The 15,423-nt window shown below is 67.9% G+C and carries 14 protein-coding genes; 7 read left to right on the plus strand and 7 right to left on the minus strand.

Features of this window, described 5'->3' with window-relative positions:
• Positions 1–120: 120 nt before the first annotated feature.
• The 3 genes from argS to EX88_RS25800 all read left to right on the plus strand — a co-directional run bounded on the left by argS (position 121) and on the right by EX88_RS25800 (position 3,557).
• Positions 121–1,809, plus strand: coding sequence for an arginine--tRNA ligase (gene argS, locus EX88_RS0107245; RefSeq protein WP_031371331.1), 1,689 nt, complete (start codon positions 121–123; stop codon positions 1,807–1,809).
• Positions 1,810–2,754, plus strand: a complete 945-nt coding sequence (locus EX88_RS0107250) for an SPOR domain-containing protein (protein ID WP_031371332.1) — start codon at positions 1,810–1,812, stop codon at positions 2,752–2,754.
• A gap of 80 nt (positions 2,755–2,834) precedes the next feature.
• Entirely contained in the window at positions 2,835–3,557 is a 723-nt protein-coding gene (locus EX88_RS25800; protein ID WP_152566145.1) for a hypothetical protein, read from the plus strand.
• Between the two features lie 174 nt (positions 3,558–3,731).
• Here EX88_RS25800 and EX88_RS0107260 read toward each other — a convergent pair whose 3' ends face one another.
• The 3 genes from EX88_RS0107260 to speA all read right to left on the minus strand — a co-directional run bounded on the left by EX88_RS0107260 (position 3,732) and on the right by speA (position 7,039).
• Positions 3,732–4,646: an NAD(P)-dependent oxidoreductase gene (locus EX88_RS0107260; protein WP_051884671.1), complete on the minus strand. Its 915-nt coding sequence runs from the start codon at positions 4,644–4,646 to the stop codon at positions 3,732–3,734.
• Between the two features lie 242 nt (positions 4,647–4,888).
• Complete coding sequence (locus EX88_RS0107265; RefSeq protein WP_031371335.1) at positions 4,889–5,140, minus strand: YciI family protein; 252 nt, start codon at positions 5,138–5,140, stop codon at positions 4,889–4,891.
• Positions 5,141–5,149: 9 nt separating this feature from the next.
• Complete coding sequence (gene speA, locus EX88_RS0107270; RefSeq protein WP_031371336.1) at positions 5,150–7,039, minus strand: arginine decarboxylase; 1,890 nt, start codon at positions 7,037–7,039, stop codon at positions 5,150–5,152.
• 292 nt (positions 7,040–7,331) lie between these two features.
• Between speA and speE the strand changes: the two genes are divergently transcribed.
• Positions 7,332–8,183 (plus strand): polyamine aminopropyltransferase, encoded by an 852-nt coding sequence (speE, locus tag EX88_RS0107275; protein ID WP_031371337.1) that lies wholly within the window; start codon positions 7,332–7,334, stop codon positions 8,181–8,183.
• Positions 8,184–8,413: 230 nt separating this feature from the next.
• Here speE and EX88_RS0107280 read toward each other — a convergent pair whose 3' ends face one another.
• Both EX88_RS0107280 and EX88_RS0107285 read right to left on the minus strand, forming a co-directional pair.
• Positions 8,414–9,148, minus strand: coding sequence for a tetratricopeptide repeat protein (locus tag EX88_RS0107280; RefSeq protein ID WP_152566146.1), 735 nt, complete (start codon positions 9,146–9,148; stop codon positions 8,414–8,416).
• Positions 9,135–10,163, minus strand: a complete 1,029-nt coding sequence (locus EX88_RS0107285) for a YeiH family protein (protein WP_268745601.1) — start codon at positions 10,161–10,163, stop codon at positions 9,135–9,137. Before EX88_RS0107285 ends, EX88_RS0107280 begins: the two co-directional genes overlap by 14 nt.
• A gap of 145 nt (positions 10,164–10,308) precedes the next feature.
• On the opposite strand from EX88_RS0107285, the gene EX88_RS0107290 reads away from it, so the two are divergent.
• Positions 10,309–11,250, plus strand: coding sequence for a LysR family transcriptional regulator (locus EX88_RS0107290; protein ID WP_036148256.1), 942 nt, complete (start codon positions 10,309–10,311; stop codon positions 11,248–11,250).
• Positions 11,251–11,347: 97 nt separating this feature from the next.
• On the opposite strand, the gene EX88_RS0107300 is transcribed toward EX88_RS0107290, so the two are convergent.
• Positions 11,348–11,686: a P-II family nitrogen regulator gene (locus EX88_RS0107300; RefSeq protein ID WP_031371341.1), complete on the minus strand. Its 339-nt coding sequence runs from the start codon at positions 11,684–11,686 to the stop codon at positions 11,348–11,350.
• A 276-nt stretch (positions 11,687–11,962) separates the two neighbouring features.
• Between EX88_RS0107300 and ubiK the strand changes: the two genes are divergently transcribed.
• Together ubiK and EX88_RS0107310 are read left to right on the plus strand one after the other, a co-directional pair.
• A complete protein-coding gene (ubiK, locus tag EX88_RS0107305; protein WP_031371342.1) occupies positions 11,963–12,229 on the plus strand; it encodes a ubiquinone biosynthesis accessory factor UbiK in 267 nt (88 codons plus the stop codon).
• Positions 12,230–12,237: 8 nt separating this feature from the next.
• Positions 12,238–13,755 carry a YifB family Mg chelatase-like AAA ATPase gene (locus EX88_RS0107310; RefSeq protein WP_031371343.1) on the plus strand — a complete coding sequence of 506 codons (1,518 nt, stop codon included), beginning with the start codon at positions 12,238–12,240 and terminating at the stop codon, positions 13,753–13,755.
• Between the two features lie 248 nt (positions 13,756–14,003).
• Here EX88_RS0107310 and EX88_RS0107315 read toward each other — a convergent pair whose 3' ends face one another.
• Positions 14,004–15,230 (minus strand): nuclear transport factor 2 family protein, encoded by a 1,227-nt coding sequence (locus EX88_RS0107315; protein WP_051884673.1) that lies wholly within the window; start codon positions 15,228–15,230, stop codon positions 14,004–14,006.
• Between the last annotated feature and the right edge of the window lie 193 nt (positions 15,231–15,423).

Genomic DNA, 15,423 nt, shown 5'->3' on the forward strand with positions numbered 1-15,423 from the left:
CCTGGACGTGCCAGGCCGGAATATCCGCGGCCCGACGAAGGCGTCGATCGCCCGCGCAAGCCCGTTCGATACGGGTAAAATGCGCGGTTCCGTAATGCCCTGCGAATCGCAAAGTCCCCTGTGAAAGCCACCCTACATGCGCTCGTCGCGCAGGCCATCGACGCATTGCGCGCAGCCGGTACCGTGCCGGCCGACCTGTCCACGCCCGATTTCGTCATTGAGCGCCCCAAGAGCCGCGCCCAGGGCGACTTCTCGACCAACGCCGCGATGCTGCTGGCCAAGCCGGCGCGCAGCAATCCGCGCGAGATCGCGCAGAAGCTGATCGAGGCCCTGCCCGCCAGCGCCGATCTCGGCCGGGTCGAGATCGCCGGCCCGGGCTTCATCAACTTCCACGTCGACGAAGCGGCCTGGCGCCGCCAGCTCGGCGAGGCGCTCGCCCAGGGTGCGCAGTACGGCCGCAACGCCAGCGGCGCCGGCCGTCGCGCCGGCGTCGAATACGTTTCGGCCAATCCGACCGGCCCGCTGCACGTCGGCCATGGCCGCGCCGCGGTGATCGGCGACTGCATCGCGCGCGTGCTCGGCGCCAACGGCTGGAACGTCGCGCGCGAGTTCTACTACAACGACGCCGGCGTGCAGATCAACAACCTGGCGATCTCGGTGCAGGCGCGCGCGCAAGGGCGCACGCCCGGCGACACCGACTGGCCCGAGGACGGCTATCGCGGCGATTACATCGCCGACGTCGCCCGCGCCTATCTCGACGGCGCCACGGTCGAAGTCGACGGCCACAGCATCACCGGTGCCGGCGACGTCGACGATCTCGACGCGATCCGCCGTTTCGCCGTGGCCTATCTGCGCCGCGAGCAGAACGCCGACCTGGCTGCCTATGGCGTCGGCTTCGACGTGTACTTCCTCGAAAGCTCGCTGTACGAGCAGGAGAAAGTCGAGGAAACCGTGCGCGAGCTGATCGCCCACGGCCACACCTACGAAGAAGGCGGCGCCTTGTGGCTGCGCTCGACCGATTTCGGCGACGACAAAGACCGCGTGATGCGCAAGTCCGACGGCACCTACACCTATTTCGTGCCGGACGTCGCCTATCACCTGAGCAAGTGGCAGCGCGGCTACGAACGCGCGATCACCGAACTCGGCGCCGACCATCACGGCTCGCTGGCGCGCGTGCGTGCCGGCCTGCAGGCGCTCGACGCCGGCATTCCGCAAGGCTGGCCCGAGTACGTGCTGCACCAGATGGTCACGGTCATGCGCGGCGGCGAGGAAGTGAAGCTCTCCAAGCGCGCCGGCAGCTACCTGACCCTCCGCGACCTGATCGACGAAGCCGGCCGCGACGCGGTGCGCTGGTTCCTGATCGCGCGCAAACCCGATTCGCAGCTGACCTTCGACATCGACCTGGCGCGTTCGCAGTCGATGGACAACCCGGTCTATTACGTCCAGGTCTCGCATGCGCGCATGTGCGGCCTGATGCGCCAACTCGCCGAGCGCGGCCTGTCCTATGACGCGGCGCACGGCCTGGCCCAGCCGCTGGACCTGAACGACGCCGCCGCGCACGAGCTGATCGTGACCCTGCTGCGCTATCCGGACGTGGTCGCGGTCGCCGGCCGCGACCTCGAGCCGCACCAGATCGCCGGTTATCTGCTCGAATTGGCGCAGACCTTCCAGACGTATTACAACGACCACCAGTTCCTGGTCGACGACGACGCCCAGCGCCATGCTCGCCTGGTGCTGGCCGCGGCGACGCGCCAGGTGCTCGCGAACGGTCTCGAACTACTTGGGGTGAACGCCCCGGAGGTAATGTAAGTGGCAGCACGACGCGGAAAATCTCAGGCCAAGCGCAACCAGGGCAACGACAGCCTGCCGGGCTGGGCCTGGGGCGTGATCGGGCTGCTGCTGGGTGTCGTGTTGATCCTGGTCGCGCCCAAGTACCTCAAGTCCGACGGCGACGGCTTCTTCCGTCCGCAGCCGAACCCCGACGCCCAGCCGGCCGCGGTCACGGCCGATGAAGAGCCGGTCGCGCCCGAGGACAGCAACGCGGCGGCCAAGCCGGCGCGCAACGCCGATGCGGCCGACGCCAAGGCCAACGACGACAAGACCGGCAAGGACGGTAAGGACGGCACCGACTACGACTTCTACACCCTGCTGCCGGGCAAAGAAGTCGAGATGAGCGATGCCGAACTCGCCGCGACCGAAGCCGCCGAAGAGCAGCGCCGCGCCGCCCAGCAGCGCAGGAGCGCGCAGACTGCGGCGACCCAGCCGCAGCCGGTGCAGGCCGCGACCGCGGTGCAGACCGCGCCGCCGACGCGAACGCCGGCCGCCGCCTCGAGCACCACCGCGACCACCGTCAGCCTGCCCAAGCCGGTCGACACCATCGCCGTCGAGCCGGCCCGCACCGCCGCACCGCCGGTCCAGGTCGCCAGCGCGACCCCGCCGCCGGCCACTTCGGTCACGCCGAAGCCGCCGGCCGTCGCCGCGACCCAGGGCAACGTCGCCAAGCCCGCCGCGGCCAGCGACAACACCCGCTATCTGCTCCAAGCCGGCGCCTTTCAGGCTTCCGGACAGGCCGAGGAAATGAAGGCCAAGATCGCGATGCTCGGCCTCGGCGCGCGCGTGGAATCGGCGCAGATCAGCGGCAAGACCGTGTACCGCGTGCGTATGGGGCCCTACGGCACGGCCAGCGACCTGGCCGACGCCAAGCGCAAGCTCGCCGACGGCGGCCTGCCCGGCATGGCGATCAAGGTGCAGTAAGCCGGCGCCGCTGCGGCGGCGACAGGCGCAAAGGAAACAAGCGCAAAAGAAAAGGCCGGGCCGCAAACCCGGCCTTTTTGTTGGCCGCGATCCCCGCACAAGACCGCGATCCGGTACTCGCGCCATTGACGGCCTGCAACGCTGCATCGCCTTCCACCGCCCATTCGCCTCCGAGCGCGTGCGCATCCGGCGACCGGAGATTCGCCCGGCCCGGCATTCGCCGTACCCGAGTCGCCGACTCGCCGGGCAAAAACTGCCGCGATGCGTCACCGCGCGTCGGCGCAGCGCCACCTTCCGGCAGCGCGCCCGGCCACAGCGCGACGCCGGTCACCCTGCGTCGCACGAGCGTCGAAGTAGACTGCGCCCGCTACGTAGTCGTTGGGGATCGGATGGACAAGCGCATTCTTCTGGGCTGCCTGAGTGCGGCAGGCGTGCTGTTGTTGTTCGGCATTTTCATCAAGTTCCTGGGGTTGGACGCGAGCCAGGCGATCGAGACCGGCGTCGGCGCGATTCCGCTGCTCGACGTGTTCGGGGCCCTGATCGCCATGGGCGTCGGCGGCGCGATCGCGCGCCACGCGCATTTCCGCTGGATCGCCCTGTTGCTGATGGTGGCGATGTGGGTGCTGACCCTGTGGACGATCGTTTCGATGGCCCTCCCCGACAGCCCGCTGCCGATGCGGTCGCTGGCCGGCGCGCTGCGCTACAACGTGCTCGCCATCGTCCTGACCGTCATCGCCGCTTTCGCTGGCGCCATCCTCGGCGAACGCATCGCGCAACGACGCGGCCGGCCGGCCACGCGCTGATCCGCACCTCCACTCGGCCCTCGCGCCGCACGCTCCCAGGTTAGGGGCGGCGCAAGCCGCGACCGCGCACCGCCAGTCGAACGCAACGGTAGCGAACCGTATCCGCCACACAACAAAAAACCCGCACGCTGGCAGCGTGCGGGTTTTCGTTGTTCGCTGGAATCCGGCTAGCGCTCAGGCCTCGATGCTGGCCGCAGCCCCCGGCGCCGCATCCGATTCTTCGACCACCAGCGCCGGCCGCGCGCGCTTGAGCGCGATCAGGGCCGAGGTGTCCGACTCGCCGTAACCGCGTTCGATCAGCTCGGCGTAATCCGCCACGGCCTGGTCGATGGTCTGGGTGCGGATGCCGCTGTCGCGGGCGATGCCCTGGACGATGCGCAGATCCTTGAGCATGTGCAGGCACTTGAAGCCGGGCGCGAACTCGTCGCGCAGCATGGTCGCGCCGCGCTTGTCGAGGAACCAGTTGCTGGCCGCGCCGGCCATCAAGGTCGGCAACAGGCGTTCCGGATCCAGGCCGAGCTTCTCGCCAAGGGCCAGGCCTTCGCAGACCGCCTCGTTGATGCCGGCGACCAGGATCTGGTTGATGGCCTTGGTCGCCTGACCGGCACCGGTCGCGCCCATATGGGTGATGCGCGCGGCATAGGTATCGATGACGTCGCGCACGCGCTCGAGCTGGGCTTCGTCGCCGCCGACCATGATCGACAGCTTGCCGTTGCGCGCGCCTTCGACACCGCCGGACACCGGCGCGTCGAGGAAGCCGATGTCGTGCACCGCCAACAGCGCGGCGGCGCGGCGTGCGGTTTCGACCGATACGGTCGAATGGTCGACCACGATCGCGCCGGGCTTGAGCACTTCGGCCAGGGCGGCGACGTTCTCCAGCACGTCGGCGTCGAGCGACACGCACAGCACGACCAGATCGCAATCGGCGAAGTTGGCCGCCGAGCGCGCCGCACGCACGTCCAGCTCCGATGCCATCGCATCGGCCTTGGCCTGCGTCCGGTTGCCCACCGCGGTCAGCACGCCCTTGCTATGCACGTAACGCGCCATCGGCGCGCCCATGGCTCCCAGACCGATTACCCCTACTTTCATTTCGACCTTCTGCCCTACGGGCGCTAAATATTTCAAAAAACCATGATGTCGCGCCGTCGGCGGACCGCCCGACCGGATGTGGACAGTACCGCGATCCCGCCCGGCCGTCGTGCGACCGGCGTTGCCGGACGACGTCGATGCGTCCCAGTCTGGGTCTACAGGCTCCCCTGCTGCCTGAACGCGCCAAGCCGCGCGCGGTGAATGCGGCGTCTTGCGCTGCTCAACCCGGGCTCAGCCCTGGCTCAGGCCTGCCATTCGTAAACGTCGATCCGCGACGAGCCGCTGAGATGCAGCGGGTCGCGGAACGCCAACACCCGGGCCTCGTCGAGATCCGACGCGCGCAGCACGTAGGCGCCGCCGCTCTTGTCGCCGAAGCCGCCAGCCAGTTCCAGCCGGCCCTGCCCGCGCAACTCGTCGAGGAAGTCACGATGCGGACCGATCTGGGCCGTGTCGAACTGCGGCAGGCGCATGGCCATCACCAGATAGCGATTCATCGTCATCGCTCAGGCCACCGGCGAGTCGTCGAGATAGGTGTAGCCGGTCAGACCGGTTTCCAACGCCTCGTCGAGACGACGCGCCTCGTCGGCCGGCAGGTTGGCGGCGGCGACCTTGCTGCGATACGCCTCGCGCAAGTCGGCCAGCTTGTAGCCGACATAGTCCAGCATGACGTCGGTGGTGTCGCCGCGGCGCTGCTGGGCGAGGCGGTAGCCATCGCCGTCCACCCGCACTTCGACCGCATCGGTGTCGCCGAACAGGTTGTGGATGTCGCCGAGAATTTCCTGGTACGCGCCGACCAGGAAGAAACCCAGGCGATAGCTCTCGCCCGGCTTCAAGGCATGCAGCGGTAGCGAGGTGTCCAGGCCTTCGTTCTCGACGTAAGTGTCGACCTTGCCGTCCGAGTCGCAGGTCAGGTCGGCGATCACGCCGCGCCGGTCCGGCACTTCGTTGAGGCGCTCGATCGGCGCGATCGGGAACACCTGGTCGATCGCCCACACGTCCGGCATCGACTCGAATACGCTGAAATTGACGAAGTACTTGTCGACCAGGCGCTCGTTCAATTCGTCGAGCAGGTCTCGGTGGCTCTTTTCGCTGCCGTCCAGGCGCGCGCGCACCGCATGCGCGATCGCATAGAACAGATCGTCGATGCGGGCGCGATGGGTCAGGTCGATCTGGCCGAGCGCATACAGCGACAGGCCTTCGCCGTGGTGATGCTGGGCCTCGTGGAACAGCTCCACCGCCGGGCGCTGGTCGAGTTCGTCGTGGATCTCGCGCAGGTGGCGGATCACTGCCGGCTCGTCGTCGTGCGCGGGCGGCACGCGGCCTTCCGGCGCCTCTTCGATCTCCGAGACGTTGGCGACCAACACCGCGTGGTGCGCGGTCATCGCGCGGCCGCACTCGGTGACCAGGCGCGGCGGGGTCAGGCCGTATTCCTGGCAGGCCTCCGCGAGCGGTTGCACGATGTTCGAGGCGTACTGGTTGACGCCGTAGTTGATCGAGCAATAGCTGCGCGAACGCGTGCCTTCGTAGTCGATGCCGAGGCCGCCGCCGACGTCCATGTAGCGCACGTTGGCGCCGAGCTTGGACAACTCGATGAAATAGCGGGTCGCCTCGCGCATGCCGTTGGCGATGTCGCGCACGTTGGAGATCTGCGAGCCCATGTGGAAATGCAGCAGGCCCAGGCAGTCCTGCAGGCCGCTGTCGCGCAATTGCTTCCACAGGTCCAGCACCTGGCGCGGGCTAAGGCCGAACTTGGCCTTGTCGCCGCCGCTGTTCTGCCATTTGCCGGCACCGAGCGAGGCCAGGCGCATGCGCACGCCGAGGCCCGGCTTCACGCCGAGGGCCTTGGCTTCCTCGAACACGACCTGCAGCTCGGACGGCTTCTCGACGACGATGTAGGTTTCCATACCCAGCTTGCGGCCGATCAGGGCCAGGCGGATGTACTCGCGGTCCTTGTAGCCGTTGCAGACGATCAGGCCGCCGGGCCGGCTCAGCGCCAGCACCGCCATCAGCTCGGGCTTGCTGCCCGCTTCCAGGCCGAAGCCTTCGCCGGCGTGCGAGGCCAGCGTGCCGGCGACGCCCTGGTGTTGGTTGACCTTGATCGGGTAGACCGCGGTGTAGCCGCCGGCGTAGTCCCAGTCGCGCATGGCCTGGGCGAAGGCGCTCTGCAGCTTGCCGAGGCGGTCGCCGAGGATGTCCGGGAAGCGCACCAGCATCGGCAGCTTGGCGCCGGCGGCGCGGGCGGCGTCGACCACCTCGGGCAGCGCCACGGTGGGGCCGCGCTCGCCGCGCGGGCTCACCGCGATCCGGCCGGCGGCGTCGATGTCGAAATACCCTTCGGACCAGTGGGGGATCGAGTAGGTCTTGCGGGCCTGATCGAGCGACCAGTCGGACATCGGCGTGTTACCAGACAAAGTGGGGAAGGCGCATTCTACAGGCCGTACCCCCGGTGGGGACCCGCCGCGGGCGCCGGGATCGGCCGGATCGGCAAACCCGGGCCACTCGCGATATCCGTTCATACGGTCCGTTTCATATGGGTCCGCTACAATCCGCGCCCCCGGCCTCGAAAGCCTGGCCTCGAAACCCGCTGCCGGGCTCCGCACCGGCGGACCGACGCGACACCCGCGCAGCGACACCCGCCCCAGCAGCGACGCCCAACCCGCACGGCCTTTATCAGGAAGCAACGGCATGACTACCGAACCGACGTGGCACTACGAAAACTTCGAGCCGACCGGCTCGTCCATCGGCTACCGCGTCACCCGCAAGCTCGATGAAGTCCAATCGCCGTTCCAGAAGATCGAAATCTTCGAGACGACCGACTGGGGCAACCTGATGCTGATCGACGGCGCGGTGATGCTGACCACGCGCGACAACTTCCTGTACCACGAGATGATGTCGCACCCGGCGCTGTTCACCCATCGCGCGCCGAAGAACGTCGTCATCATCGGCGGCGGCGACTGCGGCACCCTGCGCGAAGTGCTCAAGCACGACGGCGTGACCGAAGCGGTGCAATGCGACATCGACGAGCAGGTCACGCGCATGGCCGAGAAGTGGTTCCCGGAACTGTGCGACCGCAACGACGACCCGCGCGCGCAGCTGCTGTTCGACGACGGCATCGCCTACATGGCCAACCGCGCGCCGAACAGCGTCGACCTGATCATCGTCGACTCTACCGACCCGGTCGGCCCGGCCGAAGGCCTGTTCAACAAGGCCTTCTACGAAAGCTGCTTCCGCGCCCTGCGCGAGGACGGCATCTTGGTCCAGCAGTCCGAATCGCCGCTGATGCTGATCGAGCTGATCAAGGAAATGCGCACCGAGATGGGCAAGGCCGGCTTCAAGACCTTCAAGACCCTGCCCTTCCCGCAGCCGTGCTACCCGACCGGCTGGTGGAGCTGCACCCTGGCGCGCAAGAGCGGTGACTTCGAGTTCCGCGAAGCCGACGCCCAGGCCAAGACCTTCGCCAGCAAGTACTACAACGCCGGCATCCACCGCGGTGCGCTGTCGACCCCGGCCTTCGTCGCCGAAGCGCTGGGCGAGTAAGCCCCGCGCGGCGCAATCGATCGCGCTTGGTGTCGGTTATAAAAAAAGCCCCGCTCACGCGGGGCTTTTTGTTGCGGCAACCGCAGGAACGTTGCTTTGCAGCGGTTTCGACTGAGCTGCGGAATCGCCCGTCGATCGACGGCGATCTATCCACCCGCCGTTGCCGCCAATTTCCGATGGCACAGGCACTAAATGGCGCAGGCACTAATCAGCCCCGCCATCGGCCGTGCTTACTCCTGCGGCTTCACCCCAAGATAAGCGCCCGCGACATATTCCGTGATCCACGGATTGTCGTTCTCCAGCTCGAACGCCCGATCGAACATGCGTTCGGCCGTCGCGCGATCGCCTTGCAACAGGTAATGCGCGCCGATTTCCGCATGCGCCTTGGCATCGTCGCGGTTGCCGGCGATGAACCGATCGAACAAGGGCTTGGCCTTCGCCCACTCCCCGGCCTCCGCGTACACGCGCGCGATGCGATACACATCGCTGTCCTCGTGCTTGCCCGAGAGAATCGCGTCGAACACCGACTGCCCTTGCGCCTTCAAGCCGCCGAGGTAATACACCCGGCCGGCGCCGATCCGCTCCCAACTGCCATTCTTGCCGGCCTGCACCAAGGCGATTTCCGTCAGCGCCTTGGCCGCCTCTTGAGGCGCTTTGTCGCGATAGGTCGCGGCGGTAGGTTGCGGCTTCTTCGTGGCGCCATAACTCGTCCCCACGCCGGCAACGAACAGGACCGCGGTGGCGGCCGCGATGATGTGTGCTTTCATGTATTCCGAACCCCCTGTGTGGACATTCGATCCTAACAGTGGAGATCGGCGGTTCGACACTGCCAAATGGATGTGCTTTTCAGCGGCATCCGCGCTTAGCGCCCTTCCGGGGCGGCCATTCGAAATACGCGAGCGCAGGAATGAAGGATGCTGCGGCGGATCGATGCCTGGCCGACTTGAGGGGTCAGCCTGCGGCACCGAACAGCTTCGCCACACCGACATTCAAGCCGTAACCGCCGATGGTCAGCACGGCGAACAGTACCGCCGCGAGCAGCATCGGCTTCGGGCCGGCCTGGCGGATCGCGCCGACATGCGTGCGCAAGCCCAATGCGGCCATCGCCATCGCCAACAACACGGTGTCGACTTGCACGATCGCCGCCTTCCACGGCGCCGGCAGCAGCTGCAGCGAGTTGAAACCGCTGACCGCGACGAACCACAGCGCGAACCACGGCAGGGCGATCTTCGACTTCGCCGCGCCCGGCGCAGCACCGATCCGCGACGACAGCAGCAACAGGAACGGCGCCAACAGCATCACCCGCAGCATCTTCTCGATCACCGCCGCCGACGCGGCCGACTCGCCAACCGCACGGCCGGCGACGACGACCTGGGCGACTTCGTGGATGGTCGAGCCGGCATATACGCCGTAAGCGTGTTCGCTGAGCCCGAGATAGGGATAAAGCATCGGATAAACGAACATGCCGAGCGTGCCGAACACCACCACGGTGGCGACTGCGACCGACACCTTGTGCGCCTGTGCACGCACCACCGGCTCGGCCGCCATCACCGCGGCAGCGCCGCAGATGGCGCTGCCGGCGCCGATCAGCATCGAGGTCTCGCGATCCAGCTTGAGCCAGCGCGTGCCCAGCCAGGTGGCCAGGCCGAACACGCCGGCCACCACGACCGCATCGATCGCCAGGCCGGCCACGCCGACCCCGGCGATCTCCTGGAAAGTCACGCGAAAGCCGTACAACACGATGCCGAGCCGCAGCAGCGTGCCCTTGCTGAAGTCCACGCCGCTGCCGGCGGCGGCCGCAAACGCCGGAAAGACGGTATTGCCGACGACGATGCCGAGCACGATCGCCAAGGTCAGCGCGCTCAGGCCCCAGGCCTGCAAGGCCGGCAGCGAGGCCAGCGCCATCGCCGCGCCCGCGATCGCCGCCGCCAGCGCCAACCCCGGCCAAAACCCCGGCGAGCGGGTCAGGCCCGATTGCAGGGACGAGGCGGACGAAGACGGGTTCAGGACGGACACGGCGGGGAACTCCAGGGCAGCGGCGGATCGACAGCGGCGCCAAGGTAGGCCCGCGCACCCGGGGAGTCCAATACATATAATTCAAGTATTCATGAATTGAACTCATGCCATGAACCTGCACCTGTTGCGCGTGTTCCTGACCGTGGTCGAACAGCAAAGCTTTTCGCGCGCCGCCGAAGCTTTGTTCGTCAGTCAGTCGGCGGTGTCCAAGGCGGTGCGCGAACTCGAACACCAACTCGACCTGCCCCTGATCGAACGCAGCGGCGCCGAAGCCAAAGCGGTGCGCGGCGTGCAACTGACCGATCACGGCAACGCGGTGTTCGAGCATGCGCGGGCGATCTTCGCCCTGGAACGCATCGCCAGCGAGGACGTGCGCGACCGCGTCGAACTGCGCCAGGGCAGCCTGCGCATCGGCGCCAGCACCACCGTCGCGGCGTATTGGCTGCCGCAGAGCCTCGGCCCGTTCGTGCGGCGCCATGCCGGGCTGACGGTGGAGCTGGTGGTCGGCAACACCGAGCAGATCAGCCGCGCGGTGATCGATTGCCGGGTCGACGTCGGTTTCGTCGAGGGCGCGGTCGAAGATGCGCGCATCCAGGCCAGCCTGTGGCGCAGCGAACCGTTGCGGCTGATCGCCGCCGCCGACAGCGCGCTAGGCGCCAAGCGCCGCCCTTCCCTCGCCGAACTTGCCCGCCAGACCTGGTTGGTGCGCGAACAGGGCTCGGGCACACGCCAGGTCGCGCAGTCGCTGTTCGCCGCGCGCGGCATCGAACCGGCGCGGGTGATCGAGATCGGCAGCAACGAAGCGATCGCGCACGCCGTCGCCGCCGACGCCGGCATCGCCTTGTTGCCGGAAACCGTGGTCGCCGACCTGGTGACGATGCAACGCGTGCGCACGATCAAGCTCGACGAAGACGCGTCGATGACGCGCCCGCTGTATCGGCTGGAATTGGTCAATCGCCCGCGCGCGCCGGCGCTGCAGGCCTTTCTCGATCAGGGCGAGGCCGCCGTCTCAGCCCCGGCGCGGGCACGCGGGCCGGTTCGACGACGCTAAGGTCCGACCTGAACGATGGCCGCTTCGTTCGCGGTCGATCGGCCGTCGCAGGCGCCCATCGTATGGAGCCGCGCCGGCAGCGCCGGGCGGCGTTCGCTCACAGCGCGTCGCCGTCCATCTCACCGGTGCGGATGCGCACCGCGCGTTCGAGGTCCCAGACGAAGATCTTGCCGTCGCCGATCTTGCCGGTGCCGGCCGCCTTCATGATCGCCTCGACCACGGTGTCGACCTGATCGTCGGTCACCGCCACTTCGAGCTTGATCTTGGGCAGGAAATCGACCACGTACTCGGCCCCGCGGTACAGCTCGGTGTGCCCCTTCTGGCGCCCGAAGCCCTTGACCTCGGTCGCGGTGATGCCGGCCACGCCGGCCTCGGCCAGCGCCTCGCGCACGTCGTCGAGCTTGAACGGCTTGATCACCGCCATGACCATCTTCATCGTCGATCTCCTTGCAATACCGCGCAGGATAACGTGCCACGCGGTCGCGACCTAGGTCCGACGCGGGTCACGCCGCCCGTCGGACGCCGTTCACACCGCCTCCGCGCGCTCCGTTGGACGATGAGGACAAAGCGCTTGCGGGCCTCGCCGGCGCCGTGATGTAGTGACCGCGTCATCCACTTCGGACTTTTCCGACAACCCGCCACGGCCCCGGCCGACGGCGAGGTCCCGGTCCGGCGGTCAAGCTGACCCCATTGCCGGAGGAGCTTTCCCCACATGATCGACCTGAACTACATCGACGACCTCGCCCGCCGCCTCAGCTCTCTGCTGCCCCCGGGCCTGCGCGAAGGCCGCGAGGAAATGCAACAGAACTTCAAGTCCGTACTGCAGACCGGCCTGTCCAAGCTCGAGCTGGTCACCCGCGAGGAATTCGAAGTCCAACGCGCGGTATTGCTGCGCACCCGCGAGAAGCTCGACGAACTCCAGCGCACCGTCGCCGAGCTCGAAGCGCAACTCGACAACGCTTCCACGCCCCAGCACTGAGCCCCGCCATGAACCTGGCACTCGTGCACAGCCGTGCGCGATCGGGCGTCCGTGCGCCTGCGGTCCGGGTCGAGGTCCACCTCGGCGGCGGCCTGCCGAGCATGTCGATCGTCGGCTTGCCCGAAGCGGCGGTGCGCGAAGCCAAGGACCGCGTCCGTGCCGCGATCCAGTGCGCGCAGTTCGAATTTCCGCAGCGGCGCATCACCGTCAACCTGGCTCCGGCCGATCTGCCCAAGGACGGCGGCCGCTACGACCTCGCCATCGCCCTGGGCATCCTCGCCGCGAGCGGTCAGATCCCGCTGGAAGCGCTCAACGAGTACGAGTTCCTCGGCGAACTCGGCCTGACCGGCGAGCTGCGCGCCATCGACGGCGTGCTGCCTGCCGCGCTCGCGGTGGCCGCGCTCGGGCGCCGCCTGATCGTGCCGGCCGGCAACGGCGCCGAGGCCGCACTCGCCAGCCGCGTCGAAGCGCGCACCGGCCGCACCCTGCTCGAAGTCTGCGCCATGCTCTGCGGCCGCGCCGACTTGCCGCAGGCCCAGGCTGCGCCGCTGCTGCGCGCGCCCGGCCTGGACATGCGCGATGTGCGCGGCCAGGCGCAGGCGCGGCGCGCGCTCGAAATCGCCGCCGCTGGCGGCCACCATCTGTTGCTGATCGGCCCACCCGGCTGCGGCAAGACCCTGCTCGCCTCGCGCCTGCCCGGCCTGTTGCCCGAGGCCAGCGAGGAAGAAGCGCTGGAGACCGCGGCGATCGCCTCGGTCGCGGGTGGCGCGCACGGCCACGGCCTCGACCCGGCGCGCTGGCGCGAGCGCCCGTTCCGCTCGCCGCACCACACCGCCAGCGCGGTCGCCCTGGTCGGCGGCGGCGCCGATCCGCGCCCCGGCGAGATTTCGCTCGCACATCAAGGCGTGCTGTTTCTCGACGAACTGCCCGAGTGGGAACGGCGCGCGCTGGAAGTCCTGCGCGAGCCGCTCGAATCCGGCGTGGTCACGGTGTCGCGCGCGGCGCGCAGCGCCGAGTTCCCGGCGCGCTTCCAACTGGTCGCGGCGATGAACCCCTGCCCTTGCGGCTGGGCCGGCGACTGCAGCGGGCGTTGCCGTTGCGCCGGCGAAGCTATCCGCCGTTACCGCGCGCGCATTTCCGGGCCCCTGCTCGACCGCATCGATCTGCACATCGAGGTGCCTCGCCTGCCCTCCTCGGCGCTGCGTCCCGACCAACCCAGCGGCGAAAGCAGCGCCGCCATCCGCGAGCGCGTCGTCGCCGCGCGCCAATGCCAGCTGGCGCGCAGCGGCAAGACCAACGCGCAACTCAGCCAGGCCGAGACCACCGCGACCTGCGGCCTCAGCCAATCCGACCACGCTCTGCTCGAACGCGCCGTCGACGCCTTGCAACTGTCGGCGCGCTCGATGCACCGCATCCAGCGGGTCGCGCGCACCATCGCCGACCTCGCCGAAAGCCCGCAGATCGCCACGGCGCATTTGACCGAGGCGATCGGGTATCGACGTGGCGAGCGCGAGGCCGCGGCCTAGAGCAGCTTGGCACTCATGGGGCGATCGGCGACTCAAAGAAAGCACGCCGCCGTTCTAGTGACGGAAGCTTCAAGCGTTCGATCTGAGTGGCTCGATGCGACGCGAGACCGTAAGCGCGCGGTCGCGACTCGCATCGCTCCTAGCCACGGAGCCAACGCCTCGGCGTTCGATCTGATCGTCCCCAATCGATGCGACTCACTCCGCTGGAGGTTTGCCGGCAAGCGTGGACTCGGCTTCGATGAGATCGGCTAGCGGCTCGAACCTTGCGATGTCGCTGCCGGCGATATCGCTGCCGGCGCGCCCGAGGCATCCAACTGCTGGAGGATGGCCTTGACGACGTCGCGGGTGGATTGCCAGTTCATGCCGGTGATGAGCCGGCCATCGATTTCCACGTGCGAGGTGTTGCGGGCACCGTAACGGAACAGACCCTTGCGCTCCTGCAGGCGCTGCTCGAGCGAGAACGGCAAGGCCTTGTAGTACGGCGCTTGCTTGTCTTCGAAGGCATCGGGATAGCCGGTGACGCGCTTGCCGCTGACCAGCGCCGTGCCGTCGGACAAGGTCAGGTTCGCAAGACCAGCGCTGCCGTGACAGACCGCCGAGACGATGCCCTGCTGCTGTTCATAGATGCGGGCCGCCAGGGCCTTGAGGCCGGGGTGATCGACGACGCCGTACATCGCGGCGCTGCCGCCGATGTACATCAGCGCGGCATAGTCGACCGCATTCACCTCCTCGGGTTTGCGCGTATTGGCCAAGGCCCACATGAAGTCGCCGTCGTAGATCCTGGCCGTGTGCTCCGGATCGCGGGTGTCGATATAGGCCAGCGGCACAGCCCCGCCTTCGGGGCTGACGAACTGCACGCCGTAGCCGGCTTCGCGGAAGGCGGTGTAGGCGTGGATCAGCTCCGCAAAGCTGTTGCCGGCGCTGAGGCGGGTGCCGGGTATCGTGCCGACATTGGACACGACCAGCAGCACCTGGCGGCCATGAGCCGGCGCCTGGTAGCGCGTCGCGGTCTTGCTGATGACCTGCCACGCGTCGCCGAGCTTCTTCAGCAGGAACAGGTCGACGTAGCGCGCCTGATCCTTGCCGACCAGGATCTCCGCCTTCGCGGTCGCGATGTTGCCGTCGACCTGCACGCTGATCAGACGGCCGGATCGCCCATTGAACTGGTCCGGGTTCTTGCTGAACCAGCCGACATACTCCTCGACGCCCACCTCCCGCATGCCGCTAGCCCCCTGGCTCAGATACAGGCGTGCACTGGGATGGAACGCGCGTCGAAGCTGCTCGGTCCGGTTGTAGGAACTCCCCTGCAGGTAGTCCTGGATCACCGCGGCGACCTGGCGGTCATCGACAGACGACCCGGCATGCGCCACGCCGCCGGACAACAGAAGCACGAAGGCGCAAGCCAGCAGTCGGACGAGGATCGCGCGTAGCGGTGCGGCACGGATGGTAGCTGGCGTGAACGGCAGGTTTGCCATGGCGGGTTCCTGTTTGGGAAGCCCGCATGCTGCCGATTTTCCTTTTGCGACAATATCTTGGCTCATGTTCCCGGAGTCCGGAAACGTGTTTCAGCAGTCGGCGTTCGGCCGCGGGTGCGCCTGCCGCCCAGCGACCGGCGTCGTGCCCTCGGTCTTTGTTGAAGCTCGACCTTTTCGAAGCCCGGTGTGGAAC

Origin of the sequence: Lysobacter antibioticus, from assembly GCF_000731095.1 — a bacterium.
Lineage (GTDB): Bacteria > Pseudomonadota > Gammaproteobacteria > Xanthomonadales > Xanthomonadaceae > Lysobacter > Lysobacter antibioticus_B.